Here is a 20,962-nt window from a genome sequence, read left to right on the forward strand (position 1 = left end):
ATGGAAAAGAAGTTGGAGGTCAGAAATCGGTTATCAGTTATCAGAAATTAATAAGGAGCTTACAAACTAAACCCTAAACTTCTAACCCCTAACCATAACCTAAAACCTAGCAAAAATGTTAAAAAACTACATAAAAATCGCGTTTAGAAACCTTTGGAAAAATAAGGGTTACGCTGCTATCAACATCTTCGGATTGGCAATTGGTTTAGCAACTTGCCTCATGATTACTTTGTTTGTTTTGGATGAGTTGAGTTACGATAAATTTAATACGAAAGCTGATCGAATTTATCGGATCAACACAGACATTCGTTTGAATGGGAGCGAATTCAAACATCATGTAACGCCAGCGCCTATGGCAAACGTTTTAATGAACGATTATCCAGCGATTGAAAAAGCAGTTCGTATCAGGGGCGGCGGCGATATGCTGGTGCAAAAAGACAATCAAACACTGGTTGAGCATAATGCTTTCTTCGCGGATCTAAATATCTTCAGCGTTTTTACTTTACCAATGATTTCTGGAAATCCAAAAACCGCTCTGAACCAGCCGAATACCATGGTAATTTCAGAATCCATTGCAAAAAAATACTTTAACAGTACCGATGTTGTTGGCAAAACGCTTAAGGTTAACAATACCACGCCTTACCTCATTACTGGCGTAATTAAAAACACGCCTGCCCAATCTCATTTGCATTTTAATTTTATCAGATCTTTTGTTGGTGATGAGGACGGTCGTTCAGACTTTTGGCTAAACAATAATTACTCAACTTATGTGCTTGTTAGTTCTGGAACAAATCAGCGAACGCTTGATGGTTATTTAAAAGAGGTAGCAAAAAAATATGCAGAACCGGAACTTCAAAACACTTTTCACAGCAATTTTAACGACCTCGAAAAAAAAGGAGATTTTTTCAAATACAGTTCTATTCCCCTAGCTAGAATTCATTTACACTCTACTTTAACGAACGAAATAGAACCATCTGGAAGCAGTCAGTACGTCTATATTTTTGTTGTTATCGCTATTTTTATCCTGTTGATTGCCTGTGTAAATTTCATGAATCTTTCTACTGCCCGCTCTGCAGGCCGTTCTAAGGAAGTTGGGATTAGAAAAGTTTTAGGCTCAGGCCGTTACAGCTTGGTGATGCAGTTCTTAACAGAATCTGTTTTAACCAGTTTTATAGCGTTGATTGTGTCCTTGTTAATTACCGAACTGTTTTTACCCTACTTTAATCAGTTGGCAGGAAAAGAAATTGTGCTAGGTTTATTTTCTAAAAAATTCCTATTGCCTTCCCTTCTGCTCATCACGACTGTTGTGGGCATTTTGGCCGGACTCTATCCTGCTTTTTTCCTTTCTTCTTTTGAACCAATAAAGGTGCTAAAAGGAAAACTATCTACGGGGTTTAAAGGCAGTTGGCTAAGAAATAGTTTAGTGGTTTTTCAATTTACAACTGCAATTATATTAATTGTAAGTACCCTCGTAATCTACAATCAATTAAATTTCATTCGAAATAAAAACCTCGGCTATAATAGAGAACAGGTTTTGGTTTTAAAAAACGTGTATTCGATGGGCAATCATGCACAAACATTTAAAAATGAAGTGCTACAAATTCCTGGAGTTATAGCCGGAACTCGAACCAATACTTTACCAACATCAGCTGCAGTTGAAAACTCAGATGCTTTTTCTAAAGATGCCTCCATGAATGCAAGTCAAACCGTAACGATAGCAGAATGGAATGTGGATGCAGACTATATTTCGACTTTAGGAATGACGATGGCGCAAGGAAGAAATTTTTCGACCCAGTTGCCTACCGATTCCGGAGCGATCTTGATTAATGAAGCTGCAGCCAAAATGTTGGGTTTTAATCATCCTCTGAAAGAAAAACTGTACGATTCTGATCAGGGTAAAAACATAAAAGCCCTACCAATTATAGGTGTAATAAAAGATTTTAATGCAGGGTCGATGCAACATAAAACTGCTCCTATTGTGTTCCGTCTGTCCAAATACGGAGATCGGTTTGCTTTTCGTATCAAGAGTAATAATATATCAAATGTGGTTAGCCAAATAGAAAGCAAATACCATGCGGTAGAACTTATGGCGGGTCAGCCTTTCATCTATTCTTTTATGGATGAAGATTTTAACCATCTTTATCAATCAGAACAACAAACGGGTAAGATTTTTATCACCTTCGCTTTTTTTGCGATTTTAATAGCCTGTTTAGGTTTGTTTGGATTGATTACTTATGCTGCCGAACAACGCACCAAAGAAATCGGCATCCGCAAAGTTTTGGGCGCAACCGTAACAAATGTTACCGCACTACTCTCCGCAGATTTCGTCAAACTGGTATTGCTCTCTATTGTAATCGCCACACCAATTGCATGGTTTGCCATGCAAAAATGGCTGCAAGGTTTTGCCTATCGTACTAATTTAAGTTGGTGGATTTTTGCCTTAGCCGGAATAATCGCTTTACTCATAGCATTGGCAACCGTAAGTTTCCAAGCCATAAAAGCCGCATTGGCAAATCCGGTTGAAAGTTTGAGAAGTGAGTAGAAGTTAGGGTTTAGGCGGTTAGGCGATAAGTTGTTCAGACGTTGAGGCGGTTAGACATTAAATCGTCTAGTTGCTCATTCATTTAGATAGAAATTAAATAAAGATAAAATGAAAAAGAGATCGGAGGTCAGAAATCAGTTGTCAGTTATGAGTGATAAGCAGTCAGTTGTTAGGCATGCAGTCATTGGTCTTTGCTCCTTATTCCTTGCTCCTAATACCTATAATCCTAATTCCTATTACCTAACACCTAACACCTAACAAAAATGTTCAAAAACTATATAAAAATCGCTTGGCGAAACATTTGGAAAAACAGATTATTCTCTCTCATCAGCATCATTAGTCTTTCTATCGGGGTTAGTGCTACGATGATCATTGGTATGATGATTTATTTCGAAAGCACCTTTGATACTTTTCATAAAGACGGAGACCTTATTTATCGCATTACCACTAATTATACAACCAAGGGGCAAGTAGATTATAATCGAGGAGTAGCGTTGCCGCTTACAAAACCGGTTGAAGACGGCATGACCGGAGTGGAAACGGCCAGCACATTTTTTCTAGCTGAGCCCAATAAAGTGGAGAACAAAATCGCTGAAACCACTTTCAAAAATCCTGAATTTGTAATCTATGCCGATGGCAATTATTTTAAATTAATTCATTATCAATGGCTAGCGGGAAACCCAACTTCTTCTTTAGAAAATCCGAATGAAGTGGTTTTAACCGCCAGCAGGGCCGAAAAATACTTTCCAAAACTAAATCCCACCCAAATAATTGGCAAAACATTAATTTACAATGACTCTGTGACCACCAAAGTGGTAGGAATTGTTGCAGACCTTACGCAAAGGACCGATTTTAATTGTAAAGAATTTATCTCTTTAAAAACTGGCTTGCAGACCGAATTTAAACAAGATTTTACGAGCGACAACTGGAATAGCACTAACTCCTCAACACAACTGTTCATAAAATTAAATAACAAAAATAGCAAGGCAAGTGTACAGAAGCAATTTCAGGCTTTAGCAAAAAAACATCAATCTGCGGACGCAAAAAAATATGGCTCAACAAGAAATTTCCATTTGCAGCCCTTAAGCGATATGCATTTTGACGCTAACTACGGCACATTTGATTTTAACCAATCACAAGCCAGCAAAAAAGTATTAACGAGCCTAATTCTTGCAGCAGCTTTTCTGTTGCTCTTAGGTTGCATCAATTTTATCAACCTTAACACAGCTCAAGCAACGCAAAGGGCAAAAGAAATTGGTGTTCGCAAAACGTTAGGAAGTTCTAAAAAACAGCTAATGTTCCAATTTATGGGAGAAACGTTTTTTCTGACTCTCTTAGCAGCATTATTTTCTTTGTTACTGGTGGCGTTTCTACTCAAAGTATTTGCAGATTTCCTTCCTGAAGGATTAACTTTTGGCCTACTGTTAAATCCGGTAGTTGCGTTGTATGTAATGCTATTGGTTCTTGTAGTCTCTATCCCGGGATTATATCCATCGGTTGTCCTCACTCGATTTAAGCCAATCTCCGTATTAAAAGGTCAAGCAATTCCAGGGGAGGGAAAATCCAGAGTTAGGCAATCTTTAACAGTTTTTCAATTTGTAATTGCTCAGGTCTTCATCATGGCAACGCTTTTGGTAGGAAAGCAAATTCATTACTTATTGCACAAAGACATGGGATTTAAAACCGACGCGATTGCGTATGTGAGAACTCCTTGGGCAGACAAAGACCTCAACAAAAGAGAACTTTTACTACAAAAAATAAAAGCCATTCCGCAAGTTTCCATAGCAAGTTTAGGAGGAAATGCGCCCGCATCTGGAAATATTCATTCCACCGATATCGACTTTGCAGATGGTAAAAAAGAAATCCATACAGAATTACAGTTTCTCTACGGAGATACAAGCTATCTTAACCTTTATCAACTTAAGCTTTTGGCAGGCAGAAATCTAATTTCTGATACGACCAAAGAGTTTGTGATTAACGAGGCTGCGATGCGCACTTTAGGTTTTAAAAATCCACAAGATGCTATCGGAAAAACGATTTTTGATGGAAATAGCAATCAGCATAATCCCATAGTCGGCGTTGTTGCAGATTTTAACCAACGCTCATTACGTTCGGGTATAGAACCAATGGCCTTGATTGGTGACTGGAGTAGACAACGGTTTAGCCAATTTCAGTTCATCCACTTTGCGCTGCAAAAAGACCATCCCGAAAATTGGGCCGAGACCATTGCAAAAGTAAATGCGGCTTGGAAAGAAGTTTATCCAACTGAAGATTTTGAGCCCACTTTTTTAGATAACGCCGTTAAAAAGTTCTATAAAAGCGAAACGAGTATGGCGATGCTCTTAAATTGGGCAACCGGATTATCCATCGTTATAAGTTGTTTGGGATTATTGGGATTGGTAATTTACACTACAGAAAAAAGAACCAAAGAAATTGGAATAAGAAAAGTTTTGGGAGCATCGGTAATCCAACTGGCTAAACTGCTTTGTATAGATTTTTTGGCCTTGGTAGGATTGGCTTTCATCATTGCTTTACCCATAGCTTGGTGGGGCGTTAACCAATGGATTTCTGACTTTACTTACCGAACGGAGCTTAGCTGGTGGCTATTTTTAATAAGTGGTGTTGGGATGATTTTGATTGCCTTGCTTACCATGAGTTTTAAAACTATAAAAACAGCAAATGAAAATCCGGTAAAAAGTCTGCGAAGTGAGTAAAATTTAGAGGTTAAGTCGATTAGTTGCTAAGTCGTTCATTCGTTTAAATAGCTAAAACCTTAACGCAGATAAAAACAGAAGTTAATAAAGAAAAAATGGAAAAGAAGTCGGAAGTGAGTTATCAGAAGTGAGTTATCAGAAGTCAGTTGTCAGCAGTCAGTTATCAGTTATCAGAAATTCATCTTCTTTGCTCTTTGTTCCTTAGTCCTTGTTCCTATTACCTCAAACCTAACCCCTACAACCTAACACCTATTACCTAATTCCCAACCAATGAACAAATTAGATTTTAAAATAGCAATACGCAGTTTTCTAAAGGGTAAATGGTACAACCTTTTGAATATTCTCGGCCTCGCGTTAGGTTTGGCCGCGTTTATTTTTGTTGCCCTGTATGTAAATCATGAAAAGAATTATGATCAATCGAACAAAAATATTAATCGAATCTTTTTGGTTGAAAGAGAGATGCCCAATGGAACATCTCCCTACACGCCCGCCCTGTTGGCCGCAGCCATAAAAAGCCAATGTGCAGAAGTGGAGGAAGTGGGCAGAATGAATACTGCACTATTTCAGATTCCTTTTTACACGCCGTCTGGAAAGTTTTTAATCAAGAAATGGACTGGCGCAGATTACTCGATCGCTAAAATTTTAAACATTCAGCCAAAAGGATTCAAGTTGAACCCAAACAGCTCTACTCCTACTGTTTTGCTATCAAAAAAAACCGCCAAAGCACTTTTCCCAAAAGACAGCATTATTGTTAATAAAACGGCAAACATGATGGCAAGATCTGGAATGCCAATTACTGTGGCCGGAGTGGTAAGAGACAAATCAGGCAATACAAACTTGAAGTTCGATTGCATCGGTTTCTCCGCCGACCTCGCTTCTGGAAAAGACCAAAGCTATGCCACTCAAATTTATCAAACCTTTTTATTGGTAAAACCTAATGCGGATATACCGCTCCTTTCAAAGAAGATTGACATGATATATCGTGAAGCGGCAGAAGCAGACACTAGTAATGTCGCAAAACAATTACTTAAACAAACCACAACTTCTACAATTTTTTTAGACCCCTTAAACAATCTTCATCTTAAACCGCATTATGGCTCTTCTGTAAATAATCAAATTGTGCAGAGCTTAAGCTTGCTGGCAATTATTATTTTGGTCATCACTGGCATCAATTTCACGAATCTTTATATTTCTCAGGCCAATAAACGAGCAAAAGAAGTTGGTGTTAAAAAAGTAAACGGCGTCGGCAAAAAACAAATCATCTCACAATTTATGTTAGAGATTTTTGCGCAGTGCTTTGTGGCCTTAATTCTCGCCGGTATTTTAGTAGTTGCGGCACTCCCTTTTCTCAATCAATTATTACAAGTTAATTTGTTAATTTCTGGCATCAACACTCAAATCATTTTTCAGGTATTGCTAACGCTGATATTATTGACCGCCTTAGCGGGCATCTATCCATCGCTTGTTATGGCAGGTTTTAAACCTGCTGAAGTATTGAGAGGAGACCAGTTTTCTATAGGCGGAAAGCTTTCTTTGCTCAAAAAATCGATAACGGTACTACAGTTTACCTGCGCGATTGTTTTTGCAATCACATTGATGGTGATTAATCAACAGGTAACATATATGAAAACAGAAAACCCTGGCTTTTCAGCCAAACAGGTTATTTACATAGATAATCTTGCGCTATACAACAACCCGAAAACTTTTGTGTCTCTTCGAAATAGGATTGAAGCGATGCCAGGTGTGAAAGTCGTTACTGTTGCCTCGAACGTACCAGGTGGAATTTTTCCTGCTTCGCATGAATATAATTTTCGAGAAAGAGCATTTTCAATGAACACAATTACCGTTGACTACGGATATTTTAAAACATTAGACATTGGTTTAAAGGAAGGTCATGTATTTAATTCAACATTACCCGGAGATTCTACCAATGCGATCATAAACGAAGCAGCGGCAAAGGCGATAAATTTAACCCAGCCCATCGGAAACACCATAAATGGATGTGGAGGAGCGTATAAAATTATCGGCGTAATAAAAGATGTAAAAGCCAATGGGTTTGAAGAAAACGTTAAGCCTACTATTTATCTGATGAATGATCATTGCGGACTTGCGAAAACACAAATTATGATTAGTGCAGAAAATAACGCCATCCCCACGATTTTAAAAACTTTAAACCGCGAGTGGAGAGACATCAACAAGCTAGATGGCGAAAATTTCAACTATCATTTCCTCGATGAATTATACGGGCAACTCTTTGTAAAACAGGAGCAATTGAAAGCAGTAGTCGGTTTTTTTACCGGACTTGCAATTTTTATTTCCGCATTAGGCTTCTTTTCTCTAGCAGCTCAGTCCATAAAATTAAGGATGAAAGAAATTGCGATTAGAAAAGTGTTTGGTGCAGATAAAGGCCAGTTAATGATAATTTTAAGCAAACCTTTTTTCTACATTGTTTTAATTGCGAATATTATTGCTTGGCCTGTTGCCCTTGTTCTTGTAAATAAATGGCTCCAAACCTTCGCTTATCGAGTCGACTTATCTGTTGTGCCGTTTGTAATGGCGCTATTGCTTTCGTTTATTATAGTTGCACTTACAGTCTGTTTGCAAATATTTAGAGCAATTGGATTTAAGCCTGCGGAGAAATTGAAGGAGTAGAAATGGGGAATCAGTTGTCAGCAGTCAGTTATCAGTTATCAGACATTAATAAGGAGCTTACAAACTGAACCCTAAACTTCTAACCCCTAACCATTACCTAACACCTATAAACTAATAACCCATCACCTAAACCCTAAACTTATCAATGAAATCTGCAGCGTTTAAAATAGCAATATCCCGAAAAGGATTTAAAACTAAGAGGTCTTGGTCGCCTGTAATGAGGCAGGATGCGTTAGAGGCAACAGCTAGTTCTAAAAATTTATTGTCTTTTGGATCGCGACAATCGGTAATAGAAATAGTTGGCACAAAAACTTTAGAATTAAGTTCAATCCTAGACACCGCTTTCCATCTCTCTTCGTCATCGACAAAATATTTATCAAACTTTTTTCGAAATAAAACTTCTGCCAACTCTGTTAAAGTTGAAATTGAAACAGCAATTTTTCCACTATTAATTGCTAAGACGATCGCTTCATTGCTAATTGTGTTCTCTATAAGTGCGGCACTGATAATAGTATTTGTATCGAAAACAAAGAAATCATTCTGCATCATTAAGAATATCATTAAGAATCTCTTCCGTAAGTCCCCTTTTTTTCATCTTACCGGCAAGGTCACTCAAAAAAAGTTTAAATTCCTCTTTAGAATCTGCCATCAGCTCTTTAGCTATCCTAACATTTATTTCTTGAGAAACTTTATCTTTCATTTGGCGCGACGACAAGTTCCATCTTTTAGCAACTTCATCTTCAACTTCAATAACAATACGTTCCATTTTACAAAACTTAATTCAAATCAAATATACAAATTAGCAATCGGAATTCAGCAGTCAGTTATCAGCAATCAGCCAATTCGTAATTCGTAAATCAAAAATCGTAAATCAATATGTTACTAGAACTAAGCAACATCTTTAAATGGGTAAACTCTGGCGGAAATAGGATTTTCCTCTTAAAAGACATCAACCTTAAAATAGAAGAAGGAGAATTTATCTCTATTATGGGGCCGTCTGGTTCGGGAAAATCCACCCTGCTGCACGTGATTGGTATGCTCGATAATTTTAATGAGGGAGAATATCATTTCCTCCATGAAAACGTCAATCGACTAAAAGAAAAGCAGCGCACCCGGCTATACAAACAATATATAGGTTTCGTTTTTCAAGCGTACCATCTTATAGACGAACTTACCGTTTATGAAAACATAGAAACGCCATTGCTTTACCAAGATGTAAAAAGTAGCGAGCGCAAAGCAATGGTTGCTGATATGTTAGATCGCTTTAACATTGTGGGCAAAAAAGACCTCTTCCCTGCACAATTAAGCGGCGGGCAGCAACAGATTGTTGGCATTGCCAGGGCGTTGATCAGTAAACCTAAACTTATTTTGGCCGATGAGCCGACGGGCAATTTGAACAGCAAGCAGGGAGAAGAGATTATGCAGTTGTTTAAACAACTTAATGAAGAAGGCGTTACCGTAATCCAGGTTACGCATTCTGAGAAAAATGCAGAATACGGTTCCAGAATTATCAACCTAATGGATGGGAAAATAGAATTTTAGCGATGCATGGGCAAAGGTTTTATGATGGACGACAAAATCCCATGGACTGGCAAATTAAAATTTCTTATTAAATTTTCATATTTTCGTGGCAAAATTTCCCTAACGTGTCAGATAGCTTAGTCATTATTCCAACCTACAACGAGAAAGAAAACATAGAGAAGATTATTAGGAAAGTATTTTCCTTAGCGCAGTCTTTTCATGTGCTCATTATCGATGACGGCTCGCCAGATGGTACGGCCAATATTGTAAAGCAGCTGCAAAATGAATATGATGGACATCTATTTTTAGAAGAACGTACCGGGAAACAGGGTTTGGGTACAGCTTACATCCATGGTTTTAAATGGGCTTTAAAGCGAGCTTACGCTTATATTTTCGAAATGGATGCCGATTTCTCTCACAACCCAGATGACCTTTTGCGCTTGCGCGAAGCTTGTTTACCTAAAACCGAAAACGGAGAACCGGGTGCAGATTTGGCCATTGGATCTAGGTATGTAAAAGGCGTAAATGTGGTTAACTGGCCAATGGGCAGGGTGCTGATGTCTTATTTCGCATCGATGTATGTACGCACTATTACTAGAATTAACATTCAAGATGCCACGGCGGGTTTTAAATGCTATCGTAGAATTGTGTTGGAAACCATTCCGTTAAACAAAATAAAATTTGTGGGCTATGCTTTTCAAATTGAAATGAAATATACCGTCATAAAATATGGTTTTAAGGTGATAGAAGTGCCCATTATCTTTACCGATAGAACAGAGGGAACGTCAAAAATGAGCACGGGTATTTTTAGAGAAGCGTTTATGGGAGTAATCCAAATGAAAGTGAACAGCTGGTTTAGAAACTACGATCGAAAAAAATAAATACCTCCATAATTTTTAGGTACGTCATTTAATTTTCTTTGAAAAAACAATTAAGTTTTAAATCGTTACCTGCTAGCAATTTTACCGTAAATTTAACCGAAAATTAAACCATATCTCAATTTTAAATTACACTTTTGCAAAAAATTTATAACAATACATGCAGAGTTACTCAGAATTTCTCGATCTAAGCGTTGGTTTTCCACAAGAAGGCTTCGACGTTATCGATGATGAACTTTATTTTCAGGATTTAAACCTGATGGAAATGATAGAAACCTACGGTACTCCCCTACGTTTTACCTATCTGCCCATGATTACCAAGAAAATTCAGCAAGCTAAAATTCTTTTCCAAACCGCAATTTTAAAAAACAATTATCGCGGCGATTATAAATATTGCTATTGCACCAAAAGCTCGCATTTTAAGCACATTGTAGAAGAAGCCTTAAAAAACGACATCCATCTGGAAACTTCTTCGGCTTTTGATATGCCGATGATTGACGCGCTAGAGAAAAAAGGTAAGTTGACAAAGGATACCACCATCATTTGTAACGGTTTTAAAACCTACCAATACAAAACGTATATTATTGATATGTTGCATGATGGGTTTAAAAACATAATCCCCGTTTTGGATAACAAAGAGGAATTTAACCTTTTTGATGATGAAGTGGAAATGGACACACCATGCAACCTAGGTATTCGCATTGCAGCAGAAGAACAACCAGATTCTCAGTTCTATACTTCTCGCTTGGGTGTTAGGATGGAAGACATTATAGATTTTTACAACAATAAAATTCTTCCCAATCCAAATTTCAAGGTTAAATTATTACACTTTTTTATCAACTCTGGTATTTCTGATACTCCTTATTATTGGAACGAGTTAGAGAAATACGTTACGCTTTATTGCAAGTTCAAAAAAATAAATCCAGATTTAGATACGCTAGATATTGGCGGCGGCATGCCTTTTAAAGATTCTTTGGTCTTCGATTTCGATTACGAATACATGGTACACGAAATTGTAAAACGTATTAAAGAAATTTGTGCCATCCACGAAGTGATAGAACCAAACATCATTACAGAGTTTGGAAAGTACACGGTTGCCGAAGCATCTGGTATTTTGTACAAAGTATTAGGTAGAAAGCAACAAAACGACCGCGAAAAATGGTTGATGTTGGATGGATCTTTCATTACCAATCTGCCAGATGTTTGGGCATTAAATCAAAAATACATTTTGCTGCCCATAAACAATTGGGACTCAGAATATGAGCGCGTTAACCTTGGTGGCATTACCTGCGACGGACAGGATTACTACAATCAAGAAGCGCACATGAACAGTGTATTTATGCCAAAAACACGCAAAGTGCAATACCTTGGCTTTTTTAACACCGGTGCTTACCAAGAAGTTTTAAGCGGTTATGGCGGCATCCACCATTGCTTGTTGCCTAGTCCAAAGCACGTCATTATCCGTAGAAATAGAGACGAAAGTTTTAACTTCGAAGTGTTTGGAGAAGAGCAGAATAGCAAACAAGTGTTGAAGATATTGGGTTATTAATTCCCCAAAATTCAGTCATAAAAAAAAGCGAAATCGTAATGATTTCGCTTTTTTCGTTTAATAATTCTCGTTGCTTATGGTGCGAAAGAACCATTAGCAACATGCAATTTATAAAAAGTTATAGTTTGATAAAAACCGTCGGTAACCCTATACTTTTTTCCTGATTCATCGTAAAGATTCAGTTCAAATTTCGCTTGCACAAGCAAATATTTATCATTTATTTTTTCTGACTTGATAACTTCAAATTTAGAATCCTTTTGTATGTAAGCTGTGCCCAGATTAACTTTACGTAAAATGGAACCACCAGGCACATAAGAAGTCAATCCAACCGGATAGTTTCTAGTCCAAAAATCCATCACTATGCCATCAGTATTTTGTTCTATCGTATAATCCGTTGCGAATCTCTTCATGCCTGTAGAAAATAAGCTTGCATTGTCAGGGTAAGCCCAGACCGGATTACTATATAATGTTAATTCATTTTGATTGAATTTTTTTGCAAAAGTGATCTTTACCGAACCAGGGCTAAGATTTAGCTCCTTGTAAACGGAGTACATTAAAGAATCCGGCTCGCCATATAGGTGTGAATTCCCTATAGATCCCCAAGAGCGCCTACCAACTAATTCTTTATCATAAGGCTTTACGTCTACTCCACTATTACCAATCCCATTTCCACCAAGTTCCGTACTTACAAAACTAACACCGTCTAATTTAAAAGATATGCTGTCTTTTAAATAGGGAGTTACTTTTTCGATTGTGGGTTTTTCTACTACTGGAGCTGTAGGTTTTTCCTTCTTACAGGAGAAGACAAGTGGGATTAAGCCCACGAGAACATAATTTAAATTTTTCATAAACTTTGATTTCAAAATGTGTGTGTCCACGAAGATAAAAAAATTAATTTCCTAATTTTTATTAACCTTTACATTTCCCAAGCGTATCTATATTTTCTCACTAAACTTCAATAGAACATAGTATCCTATTCATTTCTTTAGAAAAGGAATGATAATGATAGGTATTTAAAGCCTTGTATTATTAATTTGTTTCTTTATAGTGTACAGAATATTTCAACTTTTTAAGCCGGGGTATTTTTTTTATATTTGATTATGGAACGATACGAAATATTCGACAGAATTATGGTTACCGATGGGCTGATGCGTGGAAGGCCCACCATACGTGGGTTGCGATTTCTAGTGTCTGATGTACTCGAACTGTTGGCAAGTGGAATGAGCGAAGCACAAATCTTGGAGGAGCATCCAATCCTTGAAAGGGAAGATATTAAGGCAGCGTTACTGTACAGCGCACAAAAAGTTGACGATGATTTAGTCGATGATTGAATGGGAAATTTGGATTGACGCAAACATTTCTCCCATTATTGCAAAATGGATTTCCGAATATACGGGCGTAAAAACATAGTCATGCTTCAGTTTAAATTTGCATTTTGTAGAAGACAAAATGATTTATGAATTGGCTCAGGTTTATGGACATGTAATTATAATATCAAAAGATTCAGATTTCATCGAGCTAATAGATTGGTATGGTTCTCCTCCAAAACTTATTTTGATAAAATTTGGAAACTGTTCAAATAAAGTATTTTGGAAAAAGTTGAAACCAAGAATTAATTCAGCTTTAGAACTTCTTCTGAATGAAAAAAACGAAGTTAGTATGATTAGTATAACATAAAAAAAATATGAATTTCGGCAAAGTAGAAGACCCATCTCTAATAGATTTTACACTTCCGGCAGATGCCGAGGAAACATCAGCCATTTTAAAAGCAAATAAAAAAAATCAATCTTTCGAGGCTTATGTAGGTTGTGCAAAATGGAATAAGGCCGATTTGAAAGGCTTTTATCCCAAGGGAACAAAAGATGAGTTGACTTATTATGCTACACAATTTAATTCTATTGAGCTAAATGCCACGTTTTATGGCATGCCTAGCATAGACCAAGTAAAGACATGGCGAGAAAAAACACCAGCAAATTTTAAGTTTTTTCCAAAATTAACCAACAGCATTAGTCATTTTAAAAGATTGATTGATGTGAAAGAGCCAATTCAAGTATATTGCGACTCGATAGCCAACTTTGAGGATAAGCTGGGCATGGCATTTTTGCAACTGCACGATAATTTTAAACCGAAAGATTTTGATCGGTTGGAAAAAGCAATAGAGGGTTTTCCGAAAGTAATTCCGCTAGCGGTAGAACTTAGAAACGAAGAATGGTTCTCAAACCCAGATATTTTAAATAAAACCACCAACCTTTTCGAGGAAAACAACATCGCCAACATTATTGTAGATACCGCGGGCAGACGAGATATGCTGCACATGCACCTAACTTCGCCTACCGCTTTTATTCGTTTTGTTGGGGCAAATGACGATGAAATTGATAAAAAGCGTTTAGATGATTGGATAGAAAGAATATCGACTTGGAAAAAAGAAGGTTTACAGAATTTGTACTTCTTTGTCCATCAAAACATAGAACTTTCCTCGCCTTTACTATCTGCATACTTCATCAAAAAATTAAACAAAGAACTAGGTTTAGAACTTAAAATTCCAGAAATGTCGCCTAATTAATCGTTGCAAACTACATTCATGTTGTAAAAAGAAAACTAATTTCTTACCTTAGGTTTATGCTAGATGAGCTCAACCTGCGCAAAATAATGGTAATAGACATTGAAACTGTTCCGCAATATAGCGCTTACAGCGAAGTGCCAGAAAATTTACAATCGCTTTGGGAAGCTAAAACAAAGTTTCAACGGAAACCAGAGCAAACGCCTGATGAATTTTATGAGCGTGCAGGTATTTTGGCAGAATTTGGAAAAATCATCTGCATCAGTATGGGGATTTTCCAGAAAGAGGATGAAGTTTTTAAGTTACGCATCAAATCTTTATATGGCGATAATGAAACTGATTTGCTGACTTCATTTATAGCGCTACTAAAAAAATACAACACCGATCTAACATTTTGCGCCCACAACGGCAAAGAATTCGACTATCCGTATCTGTGCAGGCGCATGGTGGTTAATGGGTTAAATATTCCACGGCAATTAAGCATTGCGGGAAAGAAACCCTGGGAAAACCCCCATTTAGATACCATGGAGCTTTGGAAGTTTGGCGATTACAAACACTACACCTCTTTAAATCTTTTAGCCACGATATTAAACATCGACACTCCAAAAGACGACATCAGCGGAAGCGATGTAAGAAAAGTGTATTATGAAGACAACGACTTGGCAAGAATTGTAACTTATTGCCAAAAAGATGTGATCACAACTGCCCAAATCTTATTAAAGTTTAAGGGTATGAAGACCATCGACAAAGAAAACATTACCATTGTAAGCTAATGCTCAGCGTAAATAATTTAAGCATAAGCTTTTATAACAATGATGAAAAAACGTGGAGTTCTGCCATAAACGATGTTAGTTTCCAGGTACAGGCAGGTTCTGTTTTGGGCATTGTAGGCGAATCTGGCTGTGGCAAAACTACTTTAGGACGTAGTATTTTAAGACTTATTGAGCCCACTTCTGGCAAAATTTTGTTCGATAAACAAGATATTTTAGAGTTAGGAAAATCCAAATTACGTAAGCTCAGAAAAGACATTCAAATCATCTTTCAAGATCCTTATGCGGCGCTAAATCCTAAGCTTACCGTTGGCCAGTCTATTCTAGAACCGATGCAAGTGCAAAGTGTGTTTGCTAACAATTTAGAATGAAAGGCCGAGGTAATAAAGCTACTATTGCAAGTAGGTTTGCAAGAAAATCACTTTAACCGTTATCCACACCAGTTTAGTGGAGGCCAAAGACAGCGCGTTGTAATTGCCCGAGCATTGGCTTTGAAGCCCAAATTTATCATTTGTGATGAAGCTGTCTCGGCATTAGATGTTTCTGTACAAGCGCAAATCTTAAATCTACTAAAAGATTTACAAAAAGAATTTGGCCCTACTTATGTCTTTATTTCGCATGATCTGGCCGTGGTTAAACATATTTCGGATCGTATTTTAGTAATGAACAAAGGTAAGGTTGAGGAGGAAGGATTTTCTGAGGAACTTTTCTATCACCCAAAATCACTATACACTAAAAAATTGATAGATGCCATTCCCGGAAAATTTCTCCATTCGTAACCAATTACTTTTAAATTGTCTTTTTAAATTAACCTACTACCAAAACCAAAAAGGTGGTTTTCTGTTAATATAGCAATAAACTTATAACCTAAATCTTACAACACGTAAACCATCCCTTTTTAACTTTTTACGTATCTTCGGTAAATAATGTTCCTTTATGGCAAAAAACAAAGCGTCTAATATAAAAGCTGTGCTAAACCAATTGGTTAGCGATATTTTCGAGAAAAATGGCAACCAGCTACTTAATTATAAGCAAGTATCTGCTAAACTGAACCTAAACGACGAGGAATCTAAAAAAACCATTTTAGAAATTTTAAAAGAAGGTAAAACTTCTGGTGCATTTTTAGAACCAAGTCCGGGGAAGTTTAAAATTAAAGACTTAAAAAACTTTCTTATTGGTCGTGTAGACATGACGGCAGATGGCTCGGCCTACATTGTTCCCGATGATGAATTTGAGAAAGATGTATTCGTTGCGCCAAGAAAACTTCGAAATGCTTTGCATGGAGATACTGTTAAAGTTTACGTATTTGCTAAAAAGAACGGCCGTAAAAACGAAGGTGAGGTTGTAGAAATCATCAAAAGGGCAAAATCAGACTTTACAGGCGTAATTAAACTGTCGGATAAATTTGCGTTCGTAATGGCCGATGATAAGAAGATGATGCACGATATATTTGTGCCGTTATCAGAAATAGGTGAGGCTAAAAATGGACAAAAGGTTTTGGTAACCTTAACCGATTGGCCAGAAGGCGCTAAAAACCCGATAGGTACCATAAAACACGTATTAGGCGACCAGGGAGACAATGAAACTGAAATGAATGCCATATTGGCTCAGTACGGTTTTCCGTTATCTTTCCCAAAAGAGGTTGAAGCAGAAGCCAACGCCATTTCTGCTAAAATTACAGATACAGAAATCGAAAAACGTAAAGATTTTCGGGAAGCGTTAACCTTTACCATAGATCCGGCAGATGCTAAAGATTTTGACGATGCCATCTCCTACCAACAACTTCCTAACGGAAATCATCAAATTGGAGTGCACATTGCAGATGTTTCTCATTATGTAATAGAAGGCACAGAATTGGATAAAGAAGCTTATGCAAGAGCCACTTCTGTGTATTTGGTAGATCGTGTAATACCTATGTTGCCAGAAAGCTTAAGTAACAATTTGTGTTCACTTAGGCCAAAAGAAGATAAATTATGTTTCTCTGCGGTGTTCGAGTTAGATAACGAAGCTAACGTTAAAGAAGAATGGTTTGGCAGAACTGTAATCCATTCTGACAGAAGATTTGCTTATGAAGAGGCCCAAGAAGTGTTAGAAAACAAGGCTGGCGATTGTGTTGAAGCATTGCTTAAATTAAACGAATTAGCCTATATTTTACGCGACAGGAAATTTAAAAACGGCGCCATCAGTTTCGAAAGTACCGAAGTAAAGTTTCAACTAGACGATAACGGAAAACCTATTGGCGTTTTTGTAAAAGAAAGAAAAGATGCGCATAAGCTAATTGAGGATTATATGCTTTTGGCCAATAGAAAAGTTGCCGAATTCATCGCAAAAAAAGGAAAGGGAAATAAAAAGTTAACCTTTGTTTACAGAGTGCACGATTCTCCAAAGTTAGAAAGCTTAGAGGCTTTTGCCACGTTTGCATCTAGATTTGGCTATAAAATCAATACAAAAACAGATAAGGAAATTGCCAAGTCTTTAAATTATTTGATGGCCGATGTTGAAGGTAAAAAGGAACAAAACATCCTCACCTCACTAGCTATTAGATCTATGGCCAAAGCCATTTACACTACTAAGAAAACAAGCCATTATGGTTTGGCTTTCGATTATTACACCCATTTTACCTCGCCCATACGCCGTTATCCAGATGTAATGGCGCACCGCTTGTTGCAGAGTTATCTTGATGACAAAAAATCGGCAGACGCAGAACTTTATGAAGCCGCTTGTGCACACTCATCTTCTATGGAAAAAAGAGCCGCGGAGGCAGAGCGTGCTTCGATAAAATACAAGCAAGCAGAATATTTAGAAAACAACATTGGCACCGCTTACAAAGGCATTATTTCTGGAGTTACAGAATGGGGTATGTATGTAGAGATTGAAGAGAACAAATGCGAAGGCATGATTCGTTTACGAGACATAGCTGATGATTTTTACGTGCTCGACGAGAAAAATTACTGTATTATTGGCCAACGAAAGCATAAAAAATACCAACTGGGCGACGAAGTGATGATTAGGGTTAAAAAAGTAGACCTATCCAAACGCCAAATAGACTTTACGTTAATTCCCGATTAATCATTTAAATTACCATTCCGTGTCGATGCCGCCAATAGAAGAACTTCAGCAATTATTAGAAAAATCAATAAAAAACTTAGCATTTCCAGCTGCTCCTAACCGTTTATATGACCCTATAAAATACATTTTAAGTTTAGGCGGTAAACGGATTAGACCACTTTTGGTTCTTATGTCGACCGAGCTTTTTGGCAAAGATGCCGCAGAAAGTATTCATGCAGCTATGGCCGTAGAAATCTTCCATAACTTTACTTTAGTTCACGATGACATTATGGACAATGCGCCTTTGCGTAGAGGAAAGGAAACTATACATAAGAAATGGGACGTAAACACGGCCATTTTAAGTGGTGATGTAATGATGGTAGAAGCCAATAAACACATAGCAAAAGTTAACACCAGCTATCTTAAAGAAGCATTAGACACCTTTAATAATACCGCCCAGGGTGTTTGTGAAGGACAGCAGTTGGATATGGACTTTGAGGCCCGCAACGATGTAAGTATTGATGAATACCTGAACATGATTAGGCTAAAAACCGCTGTATTATTAGGTGGCGCACTAAAATTGGGGGCAGTCCTAGCGGGCGCATCCAAACAAGATGCAAACCTTATTTATCAATTTGGTGAAAATATCGGCATCGCTTTTCAACTGCACGACGATATTCTGGATGTATACGCCGACCCCAAAAAATTTGGCAAACAGGTTGGTGGCGATATCATTGCAAATAAAAAAACTTATCTGTTGTTAAAGGCAATTGAGTTGGCAAAGGGAGAGCAAAAAGAAACGCTAGATAAATGGATGGCTACAAAATATGTAGACATCAAAGAAAAGCTTGCTCAAGTAAAACGAATTTACGATGAGTTGGAAATTGACAAAATTGCTAAAGAACAAATGGATTTTTATCTTCAGAAAGCCCTTCACATTTTCGACGAAATAAACGTAAGTGACGACCGGAAGGCTGGTTTATTGATTCTTACCAACCAGCTTATTACTAGAGATTATTGAGGAATTGAAAGGAAGTCGAAGGTTGGTGGTCGGAGGTCGGAGGTCGGACCAACGCTAGCGTACGCGTGTCGCGTGTGAAACATAAAGAACTTGACCTCTCGAGCGATTTACATCGCAACTCTTAAACTAAATGCATAAAAAAAGCCCTTTCGAAAAAATCGAAAGGGCTTTTAAATATATTTTTGAAAGATTAATCTACTTTCTTTCCACCGTCTAACTCGTCCTTAAGTTTCTGCAACTCATCAAATTTACCGTCGGCAGCCAACTTTGCCTGTTGAGGCCAAGTAGCAGGTACAGCGGTATTGTAGTTGCTACCAGCTTCTGCAAGTAACTCTTCTATCTTCGCAACCTTAGCTTTTGCTAAGTCAGCAAATGTAACAATGCCATGGCTTACTAAAATTTCCGCAATTTTAGGTTCAACTCCTTCTACCAAAGTCAAATCATCAGCCTTTGCTTCAGCTTTCTCTTTTTTTGCAGGTGCTTTTTTGGCTGGTGCTTCAACAGCAATTTTAACTTCTTTAGCTACAACTTCTTTTTTGGCAGCTGGTGCTTTTTTTACTGGCTCGGCAACCACTTCACCCTCTACAAACGGAAGAATAGAAACATAAGACTTGTTGTCAGCTTTCTTTCTAAAAATTACCGTACCATCAATCAATGCAAATAAAGTATGATCTTTACCCAAGCCAACATTCTTATCAGGATTGTGTTTTGTACCACGCTGACGAACTAAAATATTTCCAGCTATCGCTACCTGTCCGCCAAAAATCTTGATACCCAAACGCTTGCTATGCGATTCGCGACCGTTTCTGGAACTACCGGCTCCTTTTTTGTGTGCCATGTTTTATATTTTTTTTTACCCGCTAAAAGCGAATAGGAGTTAAAAATTTAATTATAGAGTAATGTCTCCAATTTGTATTTTGGTGAACTGTTGGCGGTGGCCATTTTTCTTTTTGTATCCTTTTCTACGTTTTTTGTGGAAAATGATCACTTTATCACCTTTTAAATGAGACACGATCTTAGCCGAAATCTTAGCGCCCTTTACTGCAGGTGTACCCACAGTAATTGCTCCACCGTTATCAACCAACAATACATTGTCAAATTCAATACTAGCGCCTTCATCTCCTTGCAACCTGTGTACAAAAAGATGCTGGTCTTTGGCAACCTTAAATTGCTGTCCTGCTATATTTACTATTGCGTACATTGTTTTAAAAATTAATTTTCTGTTTTTATTTAATGAGGTGCAAATATAGCACAAATACATCTTAAACACAAACGGTTATCAAAGATATTTTTTAGAGCAATTAAGGCAGGGAACGTGAGACTTGAGTTGTGTGAAACGACTGTTTTTCTTTTATTTCGCTTTAATCTTTTGGCTTTCAGCTTTGGTCTTTCAGCTTCAATCTTTTGGCTTTGATCTTTGGTCTTTCAGCTTTAAGGTTGATCTTTCAACTTTGCTCCTTGTTATTTCTCTGGGCGTGCTCCAAGCTGCGCAAGGGTCAGGCTATTCACTCCAAATCCTCGCTCGTTCCTCGCTGTGGGTTTTCCGCTGCTATCCTTCACGCAAAAAGAAATCAGCTGTCAAGAAATCAGCAATTAAATAAGCGCCCAACTGTTTACAAAGGGATGTTTTGCGTTAGGTAGAAGGGGCTTGGTGCCAATATCTTTTTTATTGGCACGGTAGCGAAGCGAACACCCGGATAGCCCGAC

General features: G+C 37.5%; 17 protein-coding genes and 1 pseudogene. 13 read left to right on the forward strand and 5 right to left on the reverse strand.

Annotated elements, in window-relative coordinates:
- Positions 1 to 115 precede the first annotated feature (115 nt).
- The 3 genes from ABIB40_RS08685 to ABIB40_RS08695 all read left to right on the forward strand — a co-directional run bounded on the left by ABIB40_RS08685 (position 116) and on the right by ABIB40_RS08695 (position 7,908).
- Positions 116 to 2,542 (forward strand): ABC transporter permease, encoded by a 2,427-nt coding sequence (locus ABIB40_RS08685; protein ID WP_354358064.1) that lies wholly within the window; start codon positions 116 to 118, stop codon positions 2,540 to 2,542.
- A 263-nt stretch (positions 2,543 to 2,805) separates the two neighbouring features.
- Positions 2,806 to 5,256: an ABC transporter permease gene (locus tag ABIB40_RS08690; protein WP_354358066.1), complete on the forward strand. Its 2,451-nt coding sequence runs from the start codon at positions 2,806 to 2,808 to the stop codon at positions 5,254 to 5,256.
- Between the two features lie 270 nt (positions 5,257 to 5,526).
- On the forward strand, positions 5,527 to 7,908 hold the full coding sequence (locus tag ABIB40_RS08695) for an ABC transporter permease (protein WP_354358068.1): 2,382 nt from the start codon (positions 5,527 to 5,529) through the stop codon (positions 7,906 to 7,908).
- Between the two features lie 126 nt (positions 7,909 to 8,034).
- On the opposite strand, the gene ABIB40_RS08700 is transcribed toward ABIB40_RS08695, so the two are convergent.
- The gene (locus ABIB40_RS08700; protein WP_354358070.1) at positions 8,035 to 8,457 is read right to left on the reverse strand and encodes a putative toxin-antitoxin system toxin component, PIN family; all 423 of its coding nucleotides are present in this window, start codon (positions 8,455 to 8,457) and stop codon (positions 8,035 to 8,037) included.
- A complete protein-coding gene (locus tag ABIB40_RS08705) occupies positions 8,444 to 8,674 on the reverse strand; it encodes a hypothetical protein (RefSeq protein WP_354358072.1) in 231 nt (76 codons plus the stop codon). The genes ABIB40_RS08700 and ABIB40_RS08705 overlap by 14 nt, the downstream gene beginning before the upstream one ends.
- A 110-nt stretch (positions 8,675 to 8,784) precedes the next feature.
- On the opposite strand from ABIB40_RS08705, the gene ABIB40_RS08710 reads away from it, so the two are divergent.
- From ABIB40_RS08710 to ABIB40_RS08720, 3 genes are all read left to right on the forward strand, one after another.
- Positions 8,785 to 9,450 carry an ABC transporter ATP-binding protein gene (locus tag ABIB40_RS08710; RefSeq protein WP_354358074.1) on the forward strand — a complete coding sequence of 222 codons (666 nt, stop codon included), beginning with the start codon at positions 8,785 to 8,787 and terminating at the stop codon, positions 9,448 to 9,450.
- A gap of 104 nt (positions 9,451 to 9,554) precedes the next feature.
- Positions 9,555 to 10,310 (forward strand): polyprenol monophosphomannose synthase, encoded by a 756-nt coding sequence (locus tag ABIB40_RS08715; RefSeq protein ID WP_354358076.1) that lies wholly within the window; start codon positions 9,555 to 9,557, stop codon positions 10,308 to 10,310.
- A gap of 157 nt (positions 10,311 to 10,467) precedes the next feature.
- Positions 10,468 to 11,856, forward strand: a complete 1,389-nt coding sequence (locus ABIB40_RS08720; RefSeq protein ID WP_354358078.1) for an arginine decarboxylase — start codon at positions 10,468 to 10,470, stop codon at positions 11,854 to 11,856.
- Between the two features lie 74 nt (positions 11,857 to 11,930).
- Here ABIB40_RS08720 and ABIB40_RS08725 read toward each other — a convergent pair whose 3' ends face one another.
- Positions 11,931 to 12,704, reverse strand: a complete 774-nt coding sequence (locus ABIB40_RS08725) for a hypothetical protein (RefSeq protein ID WP_354358080.1) — start codon at positions 12,702 to 12,704, stop codon at positions 11,931 to 11,933.
- Positions 12,705 to 12,956: 252 nt separating this feature from the next.
- On the opposite strand from ABIB40_RS08725, the gene ABIB40_RS08730 reads away from it, so the two are divergent.
- From ABIB40_RS08730 to ABIB40_RS08760, 7 genes and pseudogenes are all read left to right on the forward strand, one after another.
- The gene (locus tag ABIB40_RS08730; RefSeq protein WP_354358082.1) at positions 12,957 to 13,187 is read left to right on the forward strand and encodes a DUF433 domain-containing protein; all 231 of its coding nucleotides are present in this window, start codon (positions 12,957 to 12,959) and stop codon (positions 13,185 to 13,187) included.
- A gap of 97 nt (positions 13,188 to 13,284) precedes the next feature.
- Positions 13,285 to 13,533, forward strand: coding sequence for a DUF5615 family PIN-like protein (locus ABIB40_RS08735; protein WP_354358084.1), 249 nt, complete (start codon positions 13,285 to 13,287; stop codon positions 13,531 to 13,533).
- Positions 13,534 to 13,540: 7 nt separating this feature from the next.
- A complete protein-coding gene (locus ABIB40_RS08740) occupies positions 13,541 to 14,419 on the forward strand; it encodes a DUF72 domain-containing protein (protein WP_354358086.1) in 879 nt (292 codons plus the stop codon).
- Between the two features lie 56 nt (positions 14,420 to 14,475).
- Positions 14,476 to 15,189 carry a 3'-5' exonuclease gene (locus ABIB40_RS08745; RefSeq protein ID WP_354358088.1) on the forward strand — a complete coding sequence of 238 codons (714 nt, stop codon included), beginning with the start codon at positions 14,476 to 14,478 and terminating at the stop codon, positions 15,187 to 15,189.
- Positions 15,189 to 15,965: pseudogene (locus ABIB40_RS08750) on the forward strand (ATP-binding cassette domain-containing protein). The gene ABIB40_RS08745 and the pseudogene ABIB40_RS08750 overlap by 1 nt, the downstream one beginning before the upstream one ends.
- A 157-nt stretch (positions 15,966 to 16,122) precedes the next feature.
- Positions 16,123 to 18,255 (forward strand): ribonuclease R, encoded by a 2,133-nt coding sequence (gene rnr, locus ABIB40_RS08755; protein WP_354358090.1) that lies wholly within the window; start codon positions 16,123 to 16,125, stop codon positions 18,253 to 18,255.
- A gap of 25 nt (positions 18,256 to 18,280) precedes the next feature.
- Positions 18,281 to 19,255 carry a polyprenyl synthetase family protein gene (locus ABIB40_RS08760; protein ID WP_354358092.1) on the forward strand — a complete coding sequence of 325 codons (975 nt, stop codon included), beginning with the start codon at positions 18,281 to 18,283 and terminating at the stop codon, positions 19,253 to 19,255.
- A gap of 190 nt (positions 19,256 to 19,445) precedes the next feature.
- On the opposite strand, the gene rpmA is transcribed toward ABIB40_RS08760, so the two are convergent.
- Positions 19,446 to 20,093 carry a 50S ribosomal protein L27 gene (gene rpmA / locus ABIB40_RS08765; RefSeq protein ID WP_354358094.1) on the reverse strand — a complete coding sequence of 216 codons (648 nt, stop codon included), beginning with the start codon at positions 20,091 to 20,093 and terminating at the stop codon, positions 19,446 to 19,448.
- 51 nt (positions 20,094 to 20,144) lie between these two features.
- The gene (gene rplU / locus ABIB40_RS08770) at positions 20,145 to 20,456 is read right to left on the reverse strand and encodes a 50S ribosomal protein L21 (protein ID WP_354358096.1); all 312 of its coding nucleotides are present in this window, start codon (positions 20,454 to 20,456) and stop codon (positions 20,145 to 20,147) included.
- Between the last annotated feature and the right edge of the window lie 506 nt (positions 20,457 to 20,962).

The organism is Pedobacter sp. UYP30 (genome assembly GCF_040547165.1).
In the GTDB taxonomy this organism is placed as follows: Bacteria; Bacteroidota; Bacteroidia; order Sphingobacteriales; family Sphingobacteriaceae; genus Pedobacter.